This is a genomic window from Paenarthrobacter sp. 4246, from assembly GCF_040546855.1.
In the GTDB taxonomy this organism is placed as follows: Bacteria; Actinomycetota; Actinomycetes; order Actinomycetales; family Micrococcaceae; genus Arthrobacter.
Genome location: NZ_JBEPOP010000006.1, coordinates 182,695 through 203,751, shown reverse-complemented (window position 1 = coordinate 203,751; position 21,057 = coordinate 182,695). Strand labels below are relative to the sequence as shown.

The window sequence follows — 21,057 nt, the reverse complement described above, 5'->3', positions numbered from 1 at the left end:
CGCCAACGTGGGCGCAGGGCATCAATCGGCTAGGCTAGAAAATGAATACAGGTAGTTGCAAAAGCGGTTGAACCGGCTCGCCGGGCCGGCCGCGTGCAGGGCCCGCAACTCCCGGACAGCCTAGGAGGAACACGTGTCCCACCCGATCGACGTCGGATCAGTACTTGGCGGCCGCTACAAGGTCACAGCCAATGTGTTGACCTCGCATGACCAAGATCAGGTGCTCGACGGCGTGGACCAGGTCCTCAACCGTCCCGTGAGCATCCTTGTCGCCGGCCCCGGAAACGCTGAGCAGGTTGCCCAGAGCGCCCGCGAAGTCGCCACGGGGGAACGCCCCGGCCATGTCCAGATCCTGGACCTCGGCGTCAGCGACAACACCACCTACCTCATCACCAACCACAGCAGCGCTCCCGATTTGCTGGACCTGGTGGTCGCGACCAACCCGCCGTACGTCGAGCCGTTCTTCACTGAGACGCTCGGAAGCGAGATCTTCGGCCAGCCACGGACCTATGAGCCTGAGACCTACGACGGCTTGTACGAAGACGACGAACACGACGCCGAGTACATCCAGTACGACGAAAACGGCTACCCGATTCACCGTGAGGGCGATGCCGATCCTGCTGCCGCTCCCCAGGGCAGCAACGTGCCTCCGAGACCAGCTTCCAGTCCGTCATCATCCAAGAGCGGCATCGCAGGCAAACTGGCTGCTGCCGCCGCCGGCGCTGGTGCCGCCGGTTTGGCGGCGTGGAAGAACTCGGGATCCAAGAACCACGACGCCGGTGCTGCCGCCGACGGTGGTGCGGTCGCCGGCAATAGTGCCGCTGACTCCGGCTCCGGTGCCGCTGCTTCAAGCGCTTCTTCGTCGGTTGCTGCGGGGTCGGGTGCATCGGCTCAGCCGCCAACGCAGGCCGTGACATCACAGCCAACACCTCCTCAGGCTCCGCCGGCAGCCCCGGCCCAGCCACCAACACAGCCGCGAACACAGACCGTCAATGCCCAGCCGGCACCGACGCGCGAACCGGCCGAACCCAAGGTGTCGCTGTGGTCCGAAGAGGACTATGGCTTTGCCGGAGGTGGTGCTGCTGCTGGCGCCGCAGCTGGAGCTGCGGGTGGTGCCGCAGCCGCTGCACGAGGTACCTCAGACTCCGGTTACGACCGCGCCCCCACCACCTTCCCGGCGTCGGCCGCTGTGCAGGAAGACTATGACGACGAGGAAGTGTACGAGGACGACGCTCCGGAGAAGGAGCCGCGTTCCCTCCGTTGGCTCGTCGGCGGCTTGCTTGCTGCCGTGCTGATCGTGGGACTTGTCCTCGCCGTCACCAACCTGGGCAGCCTCCTTCCCAGCGGAGCCCCTGCAGCCACGCAAAGCACCTCCGCACCTCAGTCCAGCAGCACGCAATCCGAGGAACCAACTCCTTCGGAGACGGCGCCGCCGGCCACACCGCCCGCCATCGAGGGCATTTCCCGCCTCGGTGACTTCCCCTTCGCGGCCACGTACGACAAAGACCTCGCCAGGGCCTTCGACGGCAACGCGGCAAGCTACTGGTCAGACATGGAGTTTGCCACAGCCGACTGGGGCGGACTTGTCACCAACATGCCGCTGGTGATCGAGCTGAAGGAAAAGACTGAGGTTAAGTCCATTGTGCTGAACCAGTTGGGTGGATCCGGTGGCAGCATCAGCGTTTACACCAACGACCGCCCTGCCATGGACGGAGCCAAGCTGGTAGGCACCAACAGCTTCACGTCCCCGGAGCTGACCATGCCCTTGGCGGCGCCGACGCAGACCCAGTACGTCATTGTGGACATTAAGGCCTTGCCCAAGCTGGCGGCACCGAAGACCCGTTTCGGATTCGGCCTGCGTTTGGCAGAGGTCGCGGTCCAGTAGCCCCACCCAACCAAGTAGTAGTAGTAGAGGCCGTTGTGACTCGTCAGAACGGCCTCTACTTTCATCCGTAGTGGAGTCACCGCTTATTATCGGCATGCGCGCAGACGGTACCCTTAACAATGGTGGCTTTCAGGGTCCCCATCCCCAACGGAATATTTGGGGTGCAACCGGGGTTGAGTCAGGTGGCTGCCCCGAAAGCCGCAGCATCGACTAAGGAAGAGGTTCACGCCACGTGAGCATTGCAGAAAACAGCGCATCGCAGGTGCGTGACGTCATCATCGTAGGTTCAGGCCCCGCCGGCTACACAGCCGCTGTTTACACCGCCCGTGCCAACATGAAGCCTCTGCTCATTGCCGGTTCCGTCACCGCTGGTGGCGAACTCATGAACACCACAGACGTGGAAAACTACCCGGGCTTCCCCGGCGGCATCATGGGCCCGGACCTTATGGAGAACTTCGAGAAGCAGGCCGCGCGTTTCGGTACCGAAATCCAGTTCGAGGACGTCACCGAATTGGACCTCGACGGCGACATCAAGACCGTGACCATCGGTACGGGTGAGACCTTCCAGGCGAAGGCCATCATCCTGTCCACCGGTTCGGCCTACCGCGAGCTCGGCTTGGCGAACGAAAAGCGCCTCTCAGGTCACGGCGTTAGCTGGTGTGCAACCTGCGACGGTTTCTTCTTCAAGGATCAGGACATCGCTGTAATCGGTGGTGGCGACTCGGCCATGGAGGAAGCACTGTTCCTCACCAAATTCGCAAAGTCTGTCACGGTGGTCCACCGACGCGACACACTCAAGGCTTCGAAGATCATGGGCGATCGCGCTCAGGCCCACGAGAAGATCAATTTCGTGTGGAACACCGCGGTGGAGGACGTTCTGGGTGAAGACAAGGTCACTGGTCTGAAACTGAAGAACCTTGTGGATGGCACCGAATCCGAGCTCGCCGTCACCGGGGTCTTCGTCGCTATCGGCAACGATCCCCGCACGGACCTCATCAAGGGCAAAGTTGATCTGACCCCCGAGGGAACCATCGCCGTGGAAGGCCGCAGCTCCCGGACCAACATCAAGGGTGTCTTCGCCGCGGGCGACGTCATCGACCCCACCTACCGCCAGGCCATCACGGCTTCGGGCTCCGGTTGTGTAGCGGCCCTCGATGTTGAGCACTACCTCGCAGACTTGCACTCCTAAGCTGCAACCAAGCAACCATACGAAGGGAAAAGTTATGAGCAACGCAAAAGACGTAACTGACGCAAGCTTCAGCACTGATGTCCTGGCTTCTGAGAAGCCGGTCATCGTGGACTTCTGGGCAGAGTGGTGTGGCCCTTGCCGCAAGCTCGGTCCCATCCTTGACGAGATCTCCGTCGAGTACGGCGACAAAGTTGATGTTGTGAAGCTCAACGTCGACGACAACCCTGCCATCGCCGCCGAGTACGGCATCACGTCCATCCCGGCTGTGTACCTGTTCAGTGGGGGAGAAGTGAAGAGCACTGTCATCGGCGCCAAGCCGAAGCAGTTCTTCGAGAAGGAATTCGCGGACGTCCTGTCCTAGGGGCAATTCCTCACCCTGATTCAACAAAAGCCGGCGGTTGCTGCTCCTCACGGAGCGGGAGCCGCCGGCTTTTTTGGCTCTCATGGATTATTGAACCATTTACGTTCACTTTTTCTATAGCGGTTGCCGTAGCGGGGCTGTGATTCGCTTAATTGGCGCGTTTCACCTCTCCCTACCTGGGGTAGGCAAAAGCAGGGACCCCCTCTCACATCCCGCGCCCTTGAACCCCACCCTCACTCACATCCCGCGCCCCTCAACCCCACCCACATCCCACGCCCTTCAACCCCACCCCCACTCACATCCCGCGCCCCTCAACCCCACCCTCACTCACACCCCACGCCCTTGAGCCCCACCCTCACTCACATCCCACGCCCTTGAACCCCACCCTCACTCACATCCCACTCGGGCCGGTGTTCCGCGAGGTAACATGCTGATCCGAAGTGATTGCTCGGCACAGTGTGATCGGGACACCTTGGAGAACTTCAGTCCCTGAATGCACCATCCTGAAGTGGAAGCACGCTTGAACAGAGCCCTATGGACCTTAGACGTGCGATGCCAGGACCAGGGAATCGGGAACGAAACTAGTAGCAGCAGCTTCGTCCTATCAGGCAAATAGCTCAATGTCGCCTAGTCGTAGGCGTGTGGAATCATCCGTTTTCGGCATGATGCTACCCGCAGCACAGGTCACCATAACGCGCGTCGTTGTGCCCCCGCCCGGCCAGGGCAAGCCATCAGCGTGGAGAGCTCAAAAAGAGGATCGAAGCAGAGGGGATGCTGATTGCTCCATGGAGTCTCGTCCGCCTATTCCCAGATTCGGTTGAACTGACTACCAGGCCAATTCCTAGGCCCGAGCCTGGCTTCATAACCCCCAGCGAATGTCGGAACTTCCGTTTTGGACATACATTCACTGCAGCACGTTCTTCCCACGGATGCAGATTGTGATCCTTATCCGTCGTTTCACGTGAAACGACGACGGTTAGTCCTCCTTAGGCGCATAGTCCATTGACCTTGCGCAGGTTTCACGTGAAACATGCTTCTCTTGGTCGGTTATGGCCGCATGAATTGTGCGCCAGCCGGTCGGCTCTGGCACCGGCCGACCAGGCGTGACGGCTGAATAGTGGCGAAAGTCCGCCATTGAGATGCTCTCGACGAGTATAAACCGCACGATCCATCGGCTACTTTTTGTTAGTTTCGGCGATCCCCGGAGTCCTTGGTCATCGCACTTGAGCCTTTCTGACAGAGGAACGCGCCAGGGCAGCTCCTGGGTGGGCGCCTCGCTCTGACGGGCCTACGTCGCTGTTGAGGAGCATTGCGCGGCAAAGCAGGGAGGAAGAATGGGCCTCGCGAGGGACATCAGCCGTGCTAGCGCCCAATCGCGCACCATCACGTCCTCACGAGAACCACAAAGAGTGGGGTACCTTGCCCTAAACTGAAACGCCATTTGAGACTGTTCAGATCGGTGCCCCTGGGACCTGCCCCTGGATACACAGATGCAACGACTATTGGGGGTCCAGTGGCCACGAAAACATCGAGAACACTCTGAGTAAAGTGCATCCAGGCCGCCAACGGTCATGCAATCACCCTATAGATGCATCGTGACTTGGGCGATGAATGGGGCTACCGCGACTATCCGGCAAAGCTAGGGCGCCGGCCTGCATGATTGGGGAGCGTGCACGCTCAATGATCCACGCAGGGACTCTCCGCTCGCCCGCACAGTTCCACAAACAAGCTCTGGGCAATGCACGTTAAATACGCTGCCGCCAGGTGTCTATGAGGAACAAGCCCTTGGAGCTAGGAATGCGCGCACTGGGCCACGACGTGTTTCACGTGAAACACGTCAGCCCGGCCACGACCACACGCGAAGAAATGCTTTGCCATGATGTAGCGGCATGACCGGCAAATAGGCGTTCATCAGCATGCGCAGATGCGTTCTTGGTCTGCGACTATGAACTTCTCGCAGCAGCGGAAGAGGACGCCGCCTCAGTGCTGACCTCGGTTTCCCGGAGGAGCTTACTATTTCACCACCCTCAAACCCGCTATGGATCAAAGGCAGGTCGGGGCGAGCTGCACTTTCCAGGAATAGTGGACCTGCAATGCAACGCTGTCCAGGGTTGTCCGTCACCACCGACTGTGACGCGCCATTATGTACTGACCGACCTCATTAGGAAGGCGCGAAGCCTAGGCCGGTCTACGGTCGGGCCTAGGGGACCGCTAGGGGAATAGACACCGTGAATTGAAAGAAGTGAATGAAGAGACAGGCCGTCCAGAGATGGTCGTCTAATCGACGGCCGGAGACGTCCTGCGATTGCCGACGTGCAGGACGCCACAGACGTGGCAACGACTCGAAACATGTCCACCGTCGGGAAATGCACAAATGCAGCCGACAAAGGCAATCAGCCGTCGGCGCCGCAATGTTTCACGTGAAACGCCGCATAGTCCCGGCCTGAATAACAGTGATCCTCCATGGATCATAAGACGACGTCGTCTCCAGCAGGCTCTGACTCTTACAGGCCCAGGGCTCCTGGGAGCAGTTCTATACCCCGCTCCGCCACAAGGCGAGCAGCCCCGTACCGCTCGATCTTGTGTCTGTGACCGTTGTGCCCCAGCACGGCATAGAGGCGGACGGGTCCAGGGGATTAGGCCTTTCGGTTCAGCCCACGCCCGCGGCGTCCGCCTACACGTATAGGCACAGTCCTTTGGAGAATACGGGGCACTCAATCACATAAGCCAGCGCGTGGGTGCCCGCGGAGTGTCGTACTCAAGACATCGGATGAATCTCCGGGAGTCAACGGGCTCCGCAGCGTAGTAGGACAGCCAGCCGGACCGCCCCACTGAACCCAAAGCTTAGGTGCCATGGCAAACTACGACGACATTGGATCCCCGGCTCGTTGATGCTCTTCATGCGCATTCCGGTACGGCATTCATTGCTAAGCATCAGAGCATCAGGACACACGGGCTGAGGTCATGGAGCAGCTTCACCCGGTACAGTTGTCCACCGGTGGACGACCCACAGGGGGCAAGTTGTGCACAGCTTTATCCACAGGGTTATCCACCGCCCATGAGATTATTCACAAGGCATCATTTCGCCGACCCGTAGTGGGCGGGACCCCGCCAAGGAGGGTTGAGTCTTTTAGTCTCTGCCTACCAGGTAAAAGTGGGCACGCACCGCGAGCGTACATACGGGAAATCAATGAATCGAGGGGCCAAACACGGAGAATTACGTCTATGGTCGTCGTTCGATTAGTCCGCCATGGATAGGGCCCTTTTGAAGAAGGAGCACCAAAGAAGGAAGGAGGACTCCTCGGCACTTCAACACACTCTGGGCCTCAAGAGGGACTGCAGCTCGGCTCAGGTTATCCCCAGACTTATCCACAATGATATCCACCACGATATACACAGGTAACTAAAGGTTCCCGACTATGTGTAGACGCTCCAGTCGACGTCCTGTTTCACGTGAAACACGAGTCGTTGATGCTCGGTGGGGGAGCAAGCAACATAGGTCGCCAAGGGCTCACCTCTAGTTCTCAACGCTCTCAGCGGAGTCTTCCCTGAAGAGGACAAGGATGAAAAGAGACGAGTAGCGCGCCGACCCGGGCGACATCTGACCAATCCGGTTCACGGCGTCCCATCGATGCGTCCGGGGGCTAAGTGCATGTAGACGTCCGGGGGGAATACGACCATCCTCTGACATTACGGAAAGCCTCCCGCCCGAACGTTGCCTGACGGATCCGTACTTCAACTTGGAGAGTCAATGTTGTAATGGAGGGGCATAGGCATTAGTCGGGGGACTATTTCCGTCTGCTCGACGGCCACATTGGCGGCACCGGCACAGTGACAGCCCCCGTCTACGGAGCTAAGGATGGGACCAGCTTCGACAGGCATGCCAGATTCGTCGACACCTGCTGCTGTACGCCGTGGTAGCCCGTTGGTGCCTGTTGGCCCTGGACACACGGGCTCAAGGGCCACAGACGTGAAGTTCCTCGCGACGCTGAGGAGGAACCAGCTGCCCAAGTTCCTGACGGTTAGCCTAAGTTCCAACGCACATTGACGCCGAGGGAAACGTGCCTAACTAATAAAGCTGCCAAGGACTCACCGGCTCCGCACTAGGAGAGGGCCAGTCTGTTCGAAGACCTCAATGCCTCTCTCATCAGCCCGAGCGGATTTGGTAGAGCGCGTAAAGCTGATCACAACGCCTCAGCCCTGGCAATCCGTTACGCCTGCGATAGGACAGTGTTCGTGGCAGCACCTCCGGCAACCACTGCCGGCTCGAGCGCGAGCGGGAGAGGCCGCGATGTGCTGTCCCGGAGAGCGACGACGGGGAAACCCTAAGGACCTGGAGGAGCCTGCTGGTGGCCTATTAGCCAATGGCCGCGAACCGTCAGGCTTTGGTTAGGAGGGAAGCTAGCTACGCATCAGCTGTTCCGCATTGATGCATTCTTGGTTCCAAGATCGTCAATTATGGGGACGCAAACTGTTGCACCTCGTACTGCCAAATAGCCTTGCCCCGACCTTCGGGCTATATGGTCGACGGAAGAACCGCACCCCGGCGAGAATTTTAGCCATCTAGTCGATCCGCCCTTGAACCATCGGTTGTGAAAGAAGATCACATACCTTCATAGTCGATTCGGTGCCCTGTGTCAGCGAATCCTTACCTTTTGCGGTTTCATAGCCGAACCTTAGACCCAGCTGTTTCACGTGAAACAGCGCCAGAGATGCGCGTGCCCGGAACCGGCTCTATTCCTCCGCGTATGCCAAAGATACAAACACTGGTTCTAGACGCTGGATATCCGACATTGCATGAGACTTCCCCATCTCCAAGAAGCCGCAATGCCAATGCGGCGACCGCCGAACCAGTGCTTAGCCAAAGATCGATTGCACGCCACCGAAATACTAAGAGTGTGTTTCACGTGAAACAGAAGCTTCCGCCGAAAGTTCAGATACGCCCGGGCCCTCGGCTACTAGAGAAGAGCAGCCTGGGGATCCGCGCAGAACTGGGGTAAGTGTTCATTTGTGGTGAAAATCCACTGACGGGGGCTTGCTCCACACGGGTTCCCTTCGCACCATTGGCGCTCAAATCCACCGGCATTCGGGAAAGCGTTGCGAATCGTCGACGGCAATCGGACGAGGCGTGCGGCTATGCCATAAGCCGTCTCCCGCGCCCTCTGGCGCCACCTAAGCCACGGGGGAGACCTGCAGAGTGCCAACGCTTGACCCAGCTCCACGCGCATTTCGAACCCCTCAGCCCGGCAAGGTGCGCACCCAAAAAGTCCTTCTCGCATGTTTCACGTGAAACATGTTTCGTCCGTCTCTTCACGGTGAGTATAGGGGAATCTTGAGCGAACAACGTATCCCAGCCACAGACGGTGGGGCGAACGCTCCAGGAAGGCGTAAGGTCCGCAAATCCCGGTAGACACTGCCAAGTACAGCGGATACCCACTGGCCAAGAGAGTCCCTTTTCGTCCAAGTCGACACATAGGGCCCTAGGAGTCCGTAGCAAAAGCCATGAGGATGCCACGCGACTGGTTGGTTTGTGGCTCTGAATCAATCAGTGCCCTCCGCAAGGACTCCCGTAGAAAATACGGAGAAGCCTATCTGGACACGCTACGTAGACCGAAACCGGGAAGGTACGAAAAACTGCGGGTGATCAAAAACCAAAATGGGGCCTACTCGACGAGTAAGCCCCATTCAGTTGGTTCACTACAATTTAGCCTTCGGCGCCAGGGCCAAGCACATCCATGATGCGGTTGAGATCCTCAACGCTGGCGAACTCAATGCTGACTCGGCCTTTGCGTGCACCCAAAGTAATCTTCACATTGGTGTCCAGACGGTCCGAGAGTGACGACGCCAAGTAGTCCAAACGCTCGTGGCGCGCATTGGGTTTCGGGATACTGCTCTTGGCGGGAGCAGTAGGATCTTGATAGAGAGCCACTGCCTCTTCTGTTGCCCTCACAGACATCCCCTCGGCCACAATCTTCTGAGCCAGGCGTTCCATCGCAGCGGCGTCCGGCAGGGCCAAGAGTGCCCGCGCATGGCCGGCAGACAAAACACTGGCTGCTACACGCCGCTGGACCAGCGGCGGAAGCTTCAGCAAACGGAGTGTGTTGGACACCTGCGGCCGAGAGCGACCTATGCGGTCTGCAAGCTGTTCGTGAGTGGTCCCAAAGTCTTCCAAGAGCTGCTGATAGGCAGCAGCCTCTTCCAGAGGGTTCAGCTGGCTGCGGTGGAGGTTTTCCAGCAAAGCGTCGCGAAGGAGGTCGTCGTCAGTGGTATCGCGGACGATTGCAGGGATGGTTTCGAGCCCTGCGGCCTGTACCGCCCGCCAGCGACGCTCACCCATGACCAATTCATACGGTTCTCCACCCTTTTCGGTTGAAGTACGTACAACAATTGGCTGGAGGACGCCGATTTCGCGAACGGAGTGAACCAGCTCGGCCATGTCATCTTCATCGAAGACCGAACGCGGCTGTTTACGGTTCGGATGGATGTCACCGACCGGAATCTCGGCAAAGCGAGCACCAGGAACTTCAACCAGCTCCACGTCCGGTGTCGAGCGAGTAGCGGACTTGGTTGCGGCCTTTGCTGGCTCCGATTCATCCGTCGTGTGATCAGAGGACACTGACGCTCGCTTGGGGGCAGGCTTCGATGCAGATGTCTTGGAGGTGGCGGACTTGGTTGACGCCTTGGAAGCTGCCGCTTTGGGTGCTGGAGCCTTGGTGGCGGCCGGCCCCGCTGCCGACTCCTTTGACGGCTCCACAGCAGCGGAGTCCTGCATCGGAGCTTCTACTGCCGGCTCTTCGGACTTCCGGGCTTCCGGGAAGAACAGATCCACAGGACGGGATGGCGCCACGCCGTTTCCCTGGGCCGCGGCCGAGCTAGGAATGAGAGCCCCAAGACCCCTACCGAGGCCCCTTCGCTTTTCGCTCATTGATTCATCCCTCCGATGAAATGGCCGAGCACGGAACTGCTCAGGCTGTTGCAGTGTTTCAAGAATTCTAGCGTTCAGCGATTTCGGCGGCGGCTTCCATGTAGGAGAGCGCGCCGCTCGACGAAGGATCGTAGGTCATGACCGTCTGCTGGTAGCTGGGTGCTTCGGAGATACGCACAGAACGCGGAACCACTGCTCCCAGAACTTGTTCGGGGAAGTGTTGGCGTACCTCGGATGCGACCTGAGCGGCGAGGTTCGTTCGGCCGTCGTACATGGTCAGCAGGATCGTGGACACCTCCAGGTCGGCATTGAGGTGCTTCTGGATCATTTCGATGTTCTTGAGAAGCTGGCTCAATCCTTCCAAGGCGTAGTACTCGCACTGGATGGGAATAAGGACTTCACTTGCGGCACAGAAGGCGTTGACCGTCAGCAGCCCGAGGCTGGGCGGGCAGTCAATAAAGATGAAGTCCAAGCGGCTCTCGCCGTTCTTCTCCCGCTCCTTGGCGTAGACGTCGATGGCTCGCCGGAGCCTCTGTTCCCGGGCAACCAATGAAACCAGCTCGATTTCAGCACCGGCAAGATGGATGGTGGCGGGTGCGCAGATCAGGTTGGGAATATCTGGGCAAGGGGCCACAACGTCCTTCAGGGGAAGGTCGTTGATCAGGACGTCGTAGATACTGTCAACGTCGGCGTGGTGCTCAATGCCCAGAGCAGTTGAAGCGTTGCCCTGTGGATCAATATCAATCACCAGGACGTTGAGGCCGGCGGAGGCCAGGGCGGCAGCGATGTTCACGGTGGTGGTCGTCTTACCGACCCCACCTTTTTGATTGGAAACCGTAAAGATGCGGGTTTTGTCCGGCTTTGGCAGCTCCCTGCCCACCAGCCGTTCACGCCGACGGGTCTCGTGTGCCAGCTGACGGGCGATGGGACTCGAGTCATCAATGGAATCCATCACGTTATGCACTCCATCAGATACGGTTTCACGTGAAACAGCGGCATTATCAACCGAATTAGTGCGCACGATTGCAGACTGAAGAGACGCAGAAGGTGTAGCCATTGCCCGAGCTGACCCCAACGACATAAACGGGGGGATTCGCTGCGTGGAGGTTTCACTACTGCCCACTGGTCACACTCTCACTCTCATTCGGCGCTTGCTGCCGTTCTCTAGCCTAACTGCTCAGCCGCCGACACGCGGGAAACCGAGCGGGTCTCAGGCCGTCTTTCCGGGCTTGTTGACGATAATCCTCACCACAGTGGTGGGTTCCTCCAAAAGCTCCTGTCCACAAACCACAACCGACGTTTCCACGCCGCCAAGTTTGCGGATGACTTTCTTGGCTTTCTCAATTTCCTCGGCAGCACTGCGACCCTTGATGGCCACGACTTCGCCGCGTCCGTTCAGGAGCGGAATCGTCAGGCCCGCCAAGTTGCTGAGTGCAGAAACAGCACGCGCCGTCACGACATCGGCATCCACCATTCCAACGGCCAGCTCTGCACGCGTCCTCATGATGGTGACGTTGTCCAGGCCCAGGTCATCTACGACTTCCTGAAGCCAGATGACACGACGCTCCAGCGGCTCAATCAACGTCAGTTCAAGGTCCGGGCGGGCAATCGCCAGGCAAAGACCCGGCAGACCTGCCCCGGATCCGACATCAGCGACATGGCTGTCCATGGCAATGGCAGATTCAATAACTGCGCAGTTCAATACGTGGCGACTCCACAAACGCGGAATCTCGCGTGGGCCAATCAGCCCACGCTCAGTTCCGGATGTGGCGAGGTGTTCCACGTAGCGCTTGGCAAGATCCAAGCGCTCCCCAAAGATTTTCTCTGCCGCTTCAAGTTCAGCTGCGGTAATTTCAACCATGAGCTGCTAGTCAGCCGAAACAACGATGTGGCGGCCGGCGCCTTCGCCTTCAGACTCGGAAACGAATCCGAGGTCAGCGACGGCGTCGTGGACAATCTTCCGCTCGTAAGCGCTCATCGGCTCAAGGGCCACCGTACCGCCGTCGGCCTTGACCTTCGCCACGGCGTCTTCAGCGATCTGCTGAAGCACGCCGGCGCGCTCCTTGCGGTAGCCGTTGATGTCCAACACAAGGCGTGAACGGCTCTCGGTAGCGGAAAGGACCGAGAGGCGGGCAAGCTCCTGCAGCGCTTCCAGAACTTCGCCGTCACGTCCTACGAGGCTATCCAACGCTGCCGACTCTTCATCGGCACCAATGGAGATGTACGTGCGCCCATTGCGGACCTCGATGTCGATATCGCCGTCGATATCGGCAATATCCAGAAGTTCCTCGAGGTAGTCGGCGGCAATGTCGCCTTCTTCTTCAAGACGGCTGGCCGTCTTGGACTGCGTCTCTTCCTGGGTCTCGTCCTGATCTTCAGTCACAGCGGCGATAACTTCTTCAGTGCTCTCGGCAGACATTACTTCTTCTTCCTGTTCTTACGTTGTGGCTGGACGCGCTGTGCCCGGATCTCGGCTGCTGCCGCGGCAGCTGCTTCGGCTTCAGCGGCGGCGTCCGCAGTCTTCTTGCCACCCAGCAGCGGCGGCAGGCCCTTCGCGGCGCGGCGCTCCTCCAGTGCCTTGGCGGCAGGGGAGCCCGGGGTGGGCATACGGCGGATGACGAAGAACTGCTGGCCCATGGTCCACAGGTTGGTGGTGGTCCAGTAGATGAGGACACCGATGGGGAAGTTAATGCCACCGATACCGAACACGAGCGGCAGGATATAAAGCATCATCTTCTGCTGGCGCATGAACGGGCTGGCCATGGCCTCTTCGGACATGTTCTTGGCCATGATTTGCTTCTGGGTGATGAACTGCGAGGCCGTCATGGCAATGATCATCACGATGGAGAGAATCCAGACTGCGACCTCGTTGCCGCCGGCACCACCGTGAAGCAGCGAAGCAGACAGCGGCGCACCAAAGATGCTGGATTCATCGAACTGTACAACCTGCTCGGCGCTCATGGCCCCGATGCCCTTGCCGCTGTTACGGGCTGCGGTGATACCCGACAACACCTGGAACAGTGCGAAGAAGAACGGCATCTGAATCAGCATCGGCAAACAGGCCGAGAACGGGTTGGTGCCGTGCTTCTTGTACAGGGCCATCTGTTCCTGGGCCATTGCCTGGCGGGACAGCTGATCGGTCTTGCCCTTGTACTTGGTCTGAAGTTTCTTCAGGTCCGGCTGCAGCAGCTGCATGCCTCGCTGCGCCTTGATCTGCTTGACGAAGACCGGAATCAGGGCGGCACGGATCACCAACACGAGGCCGATGATGGACAGAGTCCACGTCCAGCCGTTCGCGGCGGGCAGGCCAATGAAGCTCAGTCCCTCGTGGAAGCCAACCATGATGATTGACACCAGCCACTTGAACGGAAACATGATTGTTTCAAAGAAGTCCATACGATATCCCTATTCGTTAGGCCGCCGAGCGGCCTTCTTCATCAGCCTGAGCAGCCAGGAACTGGTCCGGATTGTTCAGTACAACAATTGTGGGCGTCCGGCCTTCAGGCCAATGACGGTGGCCGGCGGGGACATGGTCCACTCCACCGGCGTTCCAAGGGTGACATTTGGCGAGCCTTTTGGCTGCGAGCCAGCTGCCCTTCACGGCGCCATGCACCGTTACTGCTTCCAACGCGTACGCGGAGCAAGAGGGAAAGAAACGGCAAACCTGGCCGTACAGGGGCGAGATGACCTTGCGGTACGTCTTCAACAAGAGAATGAGGATGTTGCGGGGCAGCTCCCAGAGGAACGTGCCCATCGCCGCCGGCAGATTCCTTGAGGGAACCTTGCCGGAGGGGTCGCTTGAGGAAGGAACGACGGCGGTGCTTATGTCATGCACGCGGTGTCCCTTCCGTTGTGGTGCCGTTGTGTTCAGTCGAAGCGTCGCGTGGAGCTGAGCCACTCAATCGCTTCGTCGTCACTGCCAGTGCGGCGTTGTAGTCCGAGAGCAGTTGCTCCCAGCTGGCAGATGCAGCTGCGGGCAATGCCCGGACCACCACCGCCAGACCCGTTCCATGCGTGTGCAAGGAAAGAGCGCCTGCTTCTCTCAGTCTCCTCTTAACGAGGTTCCTGGTCACGGCGTTCCCGACGGCTTTGGAGACAATGAAGCCGATTCGACTCGGCTCCCCGGCCCCGATAGAGGCCGTATATAACACTAAGTTCCGGCGTCCATTGCGGACGCCGGAACGTACAGTTGTTGAAAAGTCGGTAGACGTCCGCAGACGGTTAGGGGTGGCTAGCACCGTCGAACCCGCAAAAAGACCCTGACCGACAAGTCAGTTATTTACGCCGACAGTTCGACGCGGCCCTTGCCGCGACGGGCAGCCAGGATGGCGCGGCCGGCACGGGTGCGCATACGAAGGCGGAAGCCGTGCTTCTTGGCCCGACGGCGGTTATTCGGCTGAAAAGTCCGCTTGCTCACGTTAGTTACTCCAGTGGATCAAAGGTGCGCCCACCCGATCAAAAAAGGGGAAGAACTGGCCGACGCTAAGTTTTGTATGTGCCTGCCGCCGTTGCCTTCCACACGGTGAACGTGTGGAGTTACAACTGATCTCAAAAGCGGACACAAAGGACTTCACAACGTTAGGGCAAAAAGGCACCCACAGTCAAACCGGGAGCCTGCCGCGGAGCTATCCACAGCTGTGCCCAACTCCCGTTCCCAGCCTGTGGATGAAGTGGCTCACAGGCTGCATTCCGGAACAACAACGGTGTAATTATCCACAGGCAACTTCCCAGCTATCTTCTAGCGTTTCCATCCCCTAGAGTGGCTCAGTAGCCCAATGTCCACCCGCTGTGTATAACTCTGTGGATTATCGCCCAGAACAGCGCCGCCGGAGACACTTCGGCTGCCAGCAACGCCGGCAAGCAAGTATTTAGGAACTGATTGATGACAGTAGACGAAGCCAACCACGCCAACACTGTCGGAAGTTCCTGGCGCAGGGTGCTGAGCCTCATGGAACAGGACGACCGGGTTTCACCCCGTCAGCGCGGTTTCGTCATCCTCGCCCAGGCACAGGGCCTCATTGGTTCCACACTCCTGGTTGCCGTTCCCAACGAGCTCACGCGCGAAGTCCTGCAGACCCAGGTCAAGGATGCCCTGGACGATGCCCTTCGCAGCGTCTTCTCGGACGATATCCGCTGCGCCATCGACGTCGACACCGATCTGGTGCCGGTCCACGCTGAGCCGGAACCCGTCGTCGAGCTTTCCGCCGTATCCGACTTCGCTGAGCCGAAGCCCCAGCCCACTCCGCCCAGTACCTCGCATGAGTTCGGCCGCCTGAACCCGAAGTACATCTTCGATACCTTCGTGATCGGTTCCTCGAACCGATTTGCGCACGCGGCCGCCGTCGCCGTAGCCGAAGCGCCGGCCAAGGCGTACAACCCGCTGTTCATCTACGGCGACTCGGGCTTGGGCAAGACCCACCTGCTGCACGCCATCGGTCATTATGCCCGCCGGCTCTACAGCGGCATCCGGGTCCGCTACGTGAACTCCGAGGAATTCACCAACGACTTCATCAACTCCATCCGGGACGACGAGGGCACCAGCTTCAAGACCACGTACCGGAACGTGGATGTGCTGTTGATCGATGACATCCAGTTCCTGGCCGGCAAGGACCGGACGCAGGAGGAGTTCTTCCATACGTTCAACGCCCTGCACAATGCCAACAAGCAGGTTGTCATCACCTCGGACCAGCCGCCCAAGATGCTGGCCGGTTTCGAGGACCGCATGACGTCCCGCTTCGAGTGGGGCCTGCTGACCGACATCCAGCCGCCGGAACTCGAAACCCGCATCGCCATCCTCCGCAAGAAGGGCTTGAGCGAAGGCTTGTCGGCACCGGACGATGCCCTGGAGTACATCGCTTCCAAGATCTCCAGCAACATCCGGGAACTCGAGGGTGCCTTGATCCGCGTCACGGCGTTCGCCAGCCTCAACCGCCAACCGGTGGATGTAGCCCTGGCTGAGATGGTGCTGAAGGACCTGATCACTGACGACGGCGCCCAGGAGATCACGGCGAAGCAGATCCTGGACCAGACGGCTGACTACTTCAAGCTCAGCATGGAAGAGCTCTGCAGCAAGTCCCGCACCCGTACGTTGGTGACCGCCCGCCAGATCGCCATGTACCTGTGCCGTGAACTGACGGACATGTCGCTGCCGAAGATCGGGCAGGAGCTCGGCGGCCGCGATCACACCACCGTCATCCACGCTGATCGCAAGATCCGCGAACTGATGGCGGAGCGTCGTGTGATTTACAACCAGGTCACTGAGCTCACCAACCGCATCAAGCAGCAGCAACGCGACTCCTGAAATCCACACCGCGGCCGCAACTACATACCTTATTAACAGGTGCATGTGGATAAGCCTGTGGATACTTAAGGGGACAAGCTCGGTTAATGGGCTTAAAACCCTTAAGCCGTCTGTGGATCGTTAAAACGCGGCCTGGGAGTTGTCCCCATCCACACCCTGTTTAAAACCCAGTTAACGCACAATGAGTGAACAGGGCTTAACCGCTGAACGACGCGGCAGGATCGGGTTATCCACAGTTTCCACAGCAGTTATTAACACTACGAATCCCAAAAAATTGAAATCCCTCAAATAACAATCTCGTTCTGCCGCCCTCCTGCCCCACCGGGGGCAGACCACAGACTGACCCAAAGGCCGCCTGCGGCTGTCCACATACGGAGGGTCCGGCCCGACGGGGATGGGTTAATCGCGGATCTTCCGGCTAAGCTGTCAGCAGCGCTCCCATCCTTGGGTCTGTTTGTAGTTCGCTGAGTGCGGACCATGCAGGTTCCGGTGCCGGATTGCAAAGAATTAGCGGCTTCCACGCAGGAATCCGCAGCTACTACTTGGCAGCAGCAATGAAAGGCGGCACCCCTCCGTGAAGTTCAGAGTCGACCGCGACGTCCTGGCAGAAGCCGTTACGTGGACCGCGCGATCGTTGTCTCCGCGGCCGCCAGTACCCGTGCTCTCCGGCCTCCTCCTCAAAGCTGAGGCAGGAACGGTCAGTCTCTCGAGCTTTGACTACGAGACTTCGGCGCGCCTGGAAATTCCGGCAGATATTGCTGTCGAGGGCACCATTTTGGTCTCGGGTCGCTTGCTGGCAGATATCTGCCGCAGCCTTCCGTCAGCTCCCGTGGAAGTGGAAACTGATGGCAGCAAAGTGACCCTCACTTGCCGCCGAAGCAGCTTCCACTTGGCAACCATGCCCGAGGCTGAGTATCCGGCACTCCCGGCACTGCCCACCATCAGCGGCACATTGCCCGGTGATGCTTTCGCCCAGGCTGTTTCCCAGGTAATTATTGCGGCCAGCAAGGACGACACCCTCCCAATCCTGACCGGTGTGCGCATGGAGATCGAGGACGACCTCATCACGCTCCTTGCCACCGACCGTTACCGCCTCGCCATGCGCGAAGTCCCTTGGAAGCCTGTTACTCCCGGGATTTCCACCAGCGCTTTGGTCAAGTCCAAGACCTTGAACGAAGTAGCCAAGACCCTTGGTGGCAGTGGCGACATCAACCTCGCCCTTGCAGACGACGACAGCCGGCTCATCGGCTTCGAGAGTGGCGGACGCACCACCACATCACTCCTGGTGGATGGCGACTACCCCAAGATCCGTTCACTGTTCCCGGATTCCACGCCCATCCACGCCACGGTTCAGACCCAGGAACTGGTTGAGGCCGTTCGCCGTGTTTCGCTCGTGGCCGAGCGAAACACTCCGGTCCGCCTCGCCTTCACACAAGGACTGCTCAACCTCGACGCCGGTACCGGCGAGGACGCACAGGCTTCCGAAGAGCTCGAGGCACAACTTTCCGGCGAAGACATCACGGTGGCCTTCAACCCGCACTACCTCGTTGAGGGTCTGAGCGTTATCGAGACCAAATATGTTCGTTTCTCCTTCACCACCGCCCCCAAGCCGGCCATGATCACGGCGCAGGCTGAGGCGGATGGCGACGACCAGGACGACTACCGCTACCTCGTGATGCCGGTCCGCCTTCCCAACTAACCGGAACGTACCCGCCACCCTCGCAGAAAAGAGTTCACACTGTGCACATCGGTCTGATCGGCCTCGGAAAAATGGGTTTCAACATGCGCCAGCGCATGCGGAACGGCGGCATCGAGGTCACTGGTTTCGACCGCAATCCGGACGTCACTGATGTTGCTTCCGTAGATGAACTCACCGCGGCACTTCCCAGCCCGCGACTGGTGTGGGTCATGGTGCCGTCAGGCGCGATCACCGATGCAGTGGTGACCGAACTGGGTGAGAAGCTCAGCCCAGGAGACTTGGTGATCGACGGCGGGAACTCACGTTTCACCGAAGACCAGAAGCACGCTGCGGCGCTTGCCGAAAAGGGCATTCGTTTTGCCGATTGTGGTGTTTCCGGAGGTGTCTGGGGCCTCGAGAACGGTTACGGCCTGATGGCAGGCGGCGCCGATGAGGACATCGAACTCGCCATGCCGGTATTCGACGCCCTGCGCCCGGAAGGCGAACGCGCTGACAGCTTTGTCCACGTTGGCGGTGTTGGCGCCGGCCATTACGCGAAAATGGTCCACAACGGCATCGAGTATGGTCTGATGCAGGCCTATGCCGAAGGCTACGAACTGCTGGCAGCCAAGGACATCGTGAAGGACCTTCCGGGTACTTTCCGGGCTTGGCAAAAGGGGACGGTGGTCCGCTCCTGGCTCCTGGACCTCATGGTCAAGGCGTTGGACGAAGATCCAGGCCTGGCTTCGATTGACGATTACGTCGAGGATTCCGGCGAGGGCCGCTGGACCGTGGAGGAAGCGATCGCAAATGCAGTGCCGGCACCAGCCATCACTGCTGCGCTTTTCGCCAGGTTTGCTTCCCGCGAGGACAATTCACCAGCCATGAAGATGGTTTCTGCCCTGCGTCACCAGTTCGGCGGACACGCCACCCGTCCGGCCAACTAGGCCGCAGGAGTCCTGCAAACGGCGTGTACCTCGAACATCTTTCGCTGACGGATTTCCGCAGCTACGCACAGGTTGACCTGAAACTCGGCCCGGGTGTGACTGTCTTGGTAGGGTCCAATGGAATCGGCAAGACCAACCTCATGGAAGCCATTGGATATTTGGCGACGTTGAGCTCCCACCGCGTCAGCACGGATGCGCCTTTGCTGCGTTTTGGTGCGGACCGCGCCATGATCCGGGCCAAGCTGGTCCGTGGGGAACAAGCCACGGTCATCGAACTGGAAATCAACGCCGGGCGGGCCAACCGGGGCCGTATCAACCGCGGAAACCCGGTGCGGGCCAGGGACATCCTGGGGATCTGCCATACGGTGTTGTTTGCGCCGGAGGACTTGGCACTGGTCAAGGGCGATCCCTCGAATCGCCGCCGTTTCCTGGATGAGCTGTTGGTCAGCCTCGTGCCGCGGCATGCTGCCACGCGGAGCGACTATGACCGCGTCCTGAAGCAGCGCAACGCCCTCCTGAAATCAGCCCGTGCGGGAAAATTCACGGCAGGTCACGAGGCAACACTGGACGTTTGGGACCAGCATATGGCCCGGGCCGGCGCCGAACTGCTCCACGCCCGTCTGGAACTGGTGGAACGTTTGCGGCCCCATCTGAACAGCGCCTATGCGCAGCTTACGGATGGATCCAAAGAGGCGGGGGCGGTCTACCGTTCAACCATCCAAGGCGTCTTGGACGACGACGGCGGTCCAGCCGAGCACGGTACGGAACCTTCGGCGTCGGTTGATGACCTCCGGCTGCTGTCCGTAGATGAACTCACCGAACGCTACATCCAGGCTTTCGCAGCATCGCGGAAGAAGGAACTGGAACGTGGCATCTCCCTGGTGGGTCCTCACCGCGATGAACTGGAACTGGTGTTGGGCCAAGCTCCGGCCAAGGGCTATGCGTCCCATGGTGAAACCTGGTCCATGTGCTTGTCTTTGCGCCTTGCTTCCTACTATGTGATGTTGGATGACGCACGTACGGGTGGAACGGCTCCGATCCTCATTCTGGACGATGTTTTCGCTGAGTTGGACGTCCAGCGGCGGCGTAAACTGGCTGCAATAGTGGGCGGTGCCGAGCAAGTGCTGGTGACTGCCGCCGTCGATGCCGATATCCCCGAGGAGCTGGCCGGACGGCGCGTAACCGTTGTTCCGGGAGGGATCGATGGCGAAGGATAGCCGCGACGGTCTTCAACCCGGCCGCGATCCGGATGAGATTGATGCTGCCCAGGCGGCGTTGAACCGTATGCGCGAAGCCGCGGCCGCGCGGGGCGAAGTACGGCAGCGTGCGCCCCGACCAGGATCTGCCCCCCAACGCAAGGGAATCCGGGATACCAGGGGTTTCGCGAAATTCCATGGCAGCGGCCGGGATCCTTTGGGCCTCGGCAATGTGGTGGGCCGTTTGGTGGCTGAGCGCGGGTGGACGTCCCCTGTGGCTGTTGGATCCGTCATGGCGGAATGGGAAACCCTTGTTGGGACGGATATTTCCGCCCACTGCACGCCGGAGAGTTTCACGGACACTACGCTCCACGTCCGCTGCGATTCCACGGCGTGGGCGACGCAGCTCCGCCTGCTCAGCTCGAGTCTCCTGGAGATGTTCCGCAACGAACTGGGTGAAGGAGTAGTTACGAGCATCCAGGTTCTGGGTCCATCGGCTCCAAGTTGGCGAAAAGGCGGGCGCAGCGTCAACGGTCGCGGCCCGCGAGATACTTACGGCTAAACGGCGTGCAGGG

Annotated in this window: 15 protein-coding genes and 1 pseudogene; 8 read left to right on the top strand and 8 right to left on the bottom strand. The window is 59.6% G+C overall.

What is annotated here, in order from left to right; all coding sequences use genetic code 11:
* Positions 1-133 precede the first annotated feature (133 nt).
* The 3 genes from ABIE35_RS13155 (at position 134) to trxA (ending at position 3,435) form a co-directional block, all read left to right on the top strand.
* Positions 134-1,885, top strand: coding sequence for an ABC transporter substrate-binding protein (locus tag ABIE35_RS13155; protein WP_354515504.1), 1,752 nt, complete (start codon positions 134-136; stop codon positions 1,883-1,885).
* Between the two features lie 232 nt (positions 1,886-2,117).
* Positions 2,118-3,074 (top strand): thioredoxin-disulfide reductase, encoded by a 957-nt coding sequence (gene trxB, locus ABIE35_RS13150; protein ID WP_354515502.1) that lies wholly within the window; start codon positions 2,118-2,120, stop codon positions 3,072-3,074.
* A gap of 34 nt (positions 3,075-3,108) precedes the next feature.
* Positions 3,109-3,435, top strand: coding sequence for a thioredoxin (gene trxA / locus ABIE35_RS13145; RefSeq protein WP_021473158.1), 327 nt, complete (start codon positions 3,109-3,111; stop codon positions 3,433-3,435).
* 5,704 nt (positions 3,436-9,139) lie between these two features.
* Here the strand turns inward: trxA and ABIE35_RS13140 are convergent.
* From ABIE35_RS13140 to rpmH, 8 genes are all read right to left on the bottom strand, one after another.
* A complete protein-coding gene (locus ABIE35_RS13140; protein WP_354515500.1) occupies positions 9,140-10,360 on the bottom strand; it encodes a ParB/RepB/Spo0J family partition protein in 1,221 nt (406 codons plus the stop codon).
* Between the two features lie 67 nt (positions 10,361-10,427).
* Entirely contained in the window at positions 10,428-11,483 is a 1,056-nt protein-coding gene (locus ABIE35_RS13135; protein ID WP_280625212.1) for a ParA family protein, read from the bottom strand.
* A gap of 87 nt (positions 11,484-11,570) precedes the next feature.
* Positions 11,571-12,221, bottom strand: coding sequence for a 16S rRNA (guanine(527)-N(7))-methyltransferase RsmG (rsmG, locus tag ABIE35_RS13130; RefSeq protein WP_311212517.1), 651 nt, complete (start codon positions 12,219-12,221; stop codon positions 11,571-11,573).
* A gap of 6 nt (positions 12,222-12,227) precedes the next feature.
* A complete protein-coding gene (locus ABIE35_RS13125) occupies positions 12,228-12,779 on the bottom strand; it encodes a Jag family protein (protein WP_089597070.1) in 552 nt (183 codons plus the stop codon).
* Positions 12,779-13,756, bottom strand: a complete 978-nt coding sequence (gene yidC / locus ABIE35_RS13120; protein ID WP_354515497.1) for a membrane protein insertase YidC — start codon at positions 13,754-13,756, stop codon at positions 12,779-12,781. The genes ABIE35_RS13125 and yidC overlap by 1 nt, the downstream gene beginning before the upstream one ends.
* Before the next feature lie 16 nt (positions 13,757-13,772).
* Entirely contained in the window at positions 13,773-14,258 is a 486-nt protein-coding gene (gene yidD / locus ABIE35_RS13115) for a membrane protein insertion efficiency factor YidD (RefSeq protein WP_354515496.1), read from the bottom strand.
* Entirely contained in the window at positions 14,188-14,598 is a 411-nt protein-coding gene (gene rnpA, locus ABIE35_RS13110; RefSeq protein ID WP_354515494.1) for a ribonuclease P protein component, read from the bottom strand. Before rnpA ends, yidD begins: the two co-directional genes overlap by 71 nt.
* 41 nt (positions 14,599-14,639) lie before the next feature.
* A complete protein-coding gene (gene rpmH, locus ABIE35_RS13105; RefSeq protein WP_011776797.1) occupies positions 14,640-14,777 on the bottom strand; it encodes a 50S ribosomal protein L34 in 138 nt (45 codons plus the stop codon).
* Between the two features lie 465 nt (positions 14,778-15,242).
* Between rpmH and dnaA the strand changes: the two genes are divergently transcribed.
* The 5 genes and pseudogenes from dnaA to ABIE35_RS13080 all read left to right on the top strand — a co-directional run bounded on the left by dnaA (position 15,243) and on the right by ABIE35_RS13080 (position 21,044).
* On the top strand, positions 15,243-16,661 hold the full coding sequence (dnaA, locus tag ABIE35_RS13100; protein WP_026541014.1) for a chromosomal replication initiator protein DnaA: 1,419 nt from the start codon (positions 15,243-15,245) through the stop codon (positions 16,659-16,661).
* Positions 16,662-17,235: 574 nt separating this feature from the next.
* Complete coding sequence (gene dnaN, locus ABIE35_RS13095) at positions 17,236-18,360, top strand: DNA polymerase III subunit beta (RefSeq protein WP_089593048.1); 1,125 nt, start codon at positions 17,236-17,238, stop codon at positions 18,358-18,360.
* An 11-nt stretch (positions 18,361-18,371) separates the two neighbouring features.
* A pseudogene (gnd, locus tag ABIE35_RS13090) lies at positions 18,372-19,286 on the top strand (phosphogluconate dehydrogenase (NAD(+)-dependent, decarboxylating)); the annotation flags it as partial.
* Between the two features lie 23 nt (positions 19,287-19,309).
* Complete coding sequence (gene recF, locus ABIE35_RS13085) at positions 19,310-20,503, top strand: DNA replication/repair protein RecF (protein WP_354515491.1); 1,194 nt, start codon at positions 19,310-19,312, stop codon at positions 20,501-20,503.
* Entirely contained in the window at positions 20,490-21,044 is a 555-nt protein-coding gene (locus ABIE35_RS13080) for a DciA family protein (protein ID WP_354515489.1), read from the top strand. The genes recF and ABIE35_RS13080 overlap by 14 nt, the downstream gene beginning before the upstream one ends.
* Positions 21,045-21,057 lie beyond the last annotated feature (13 nt).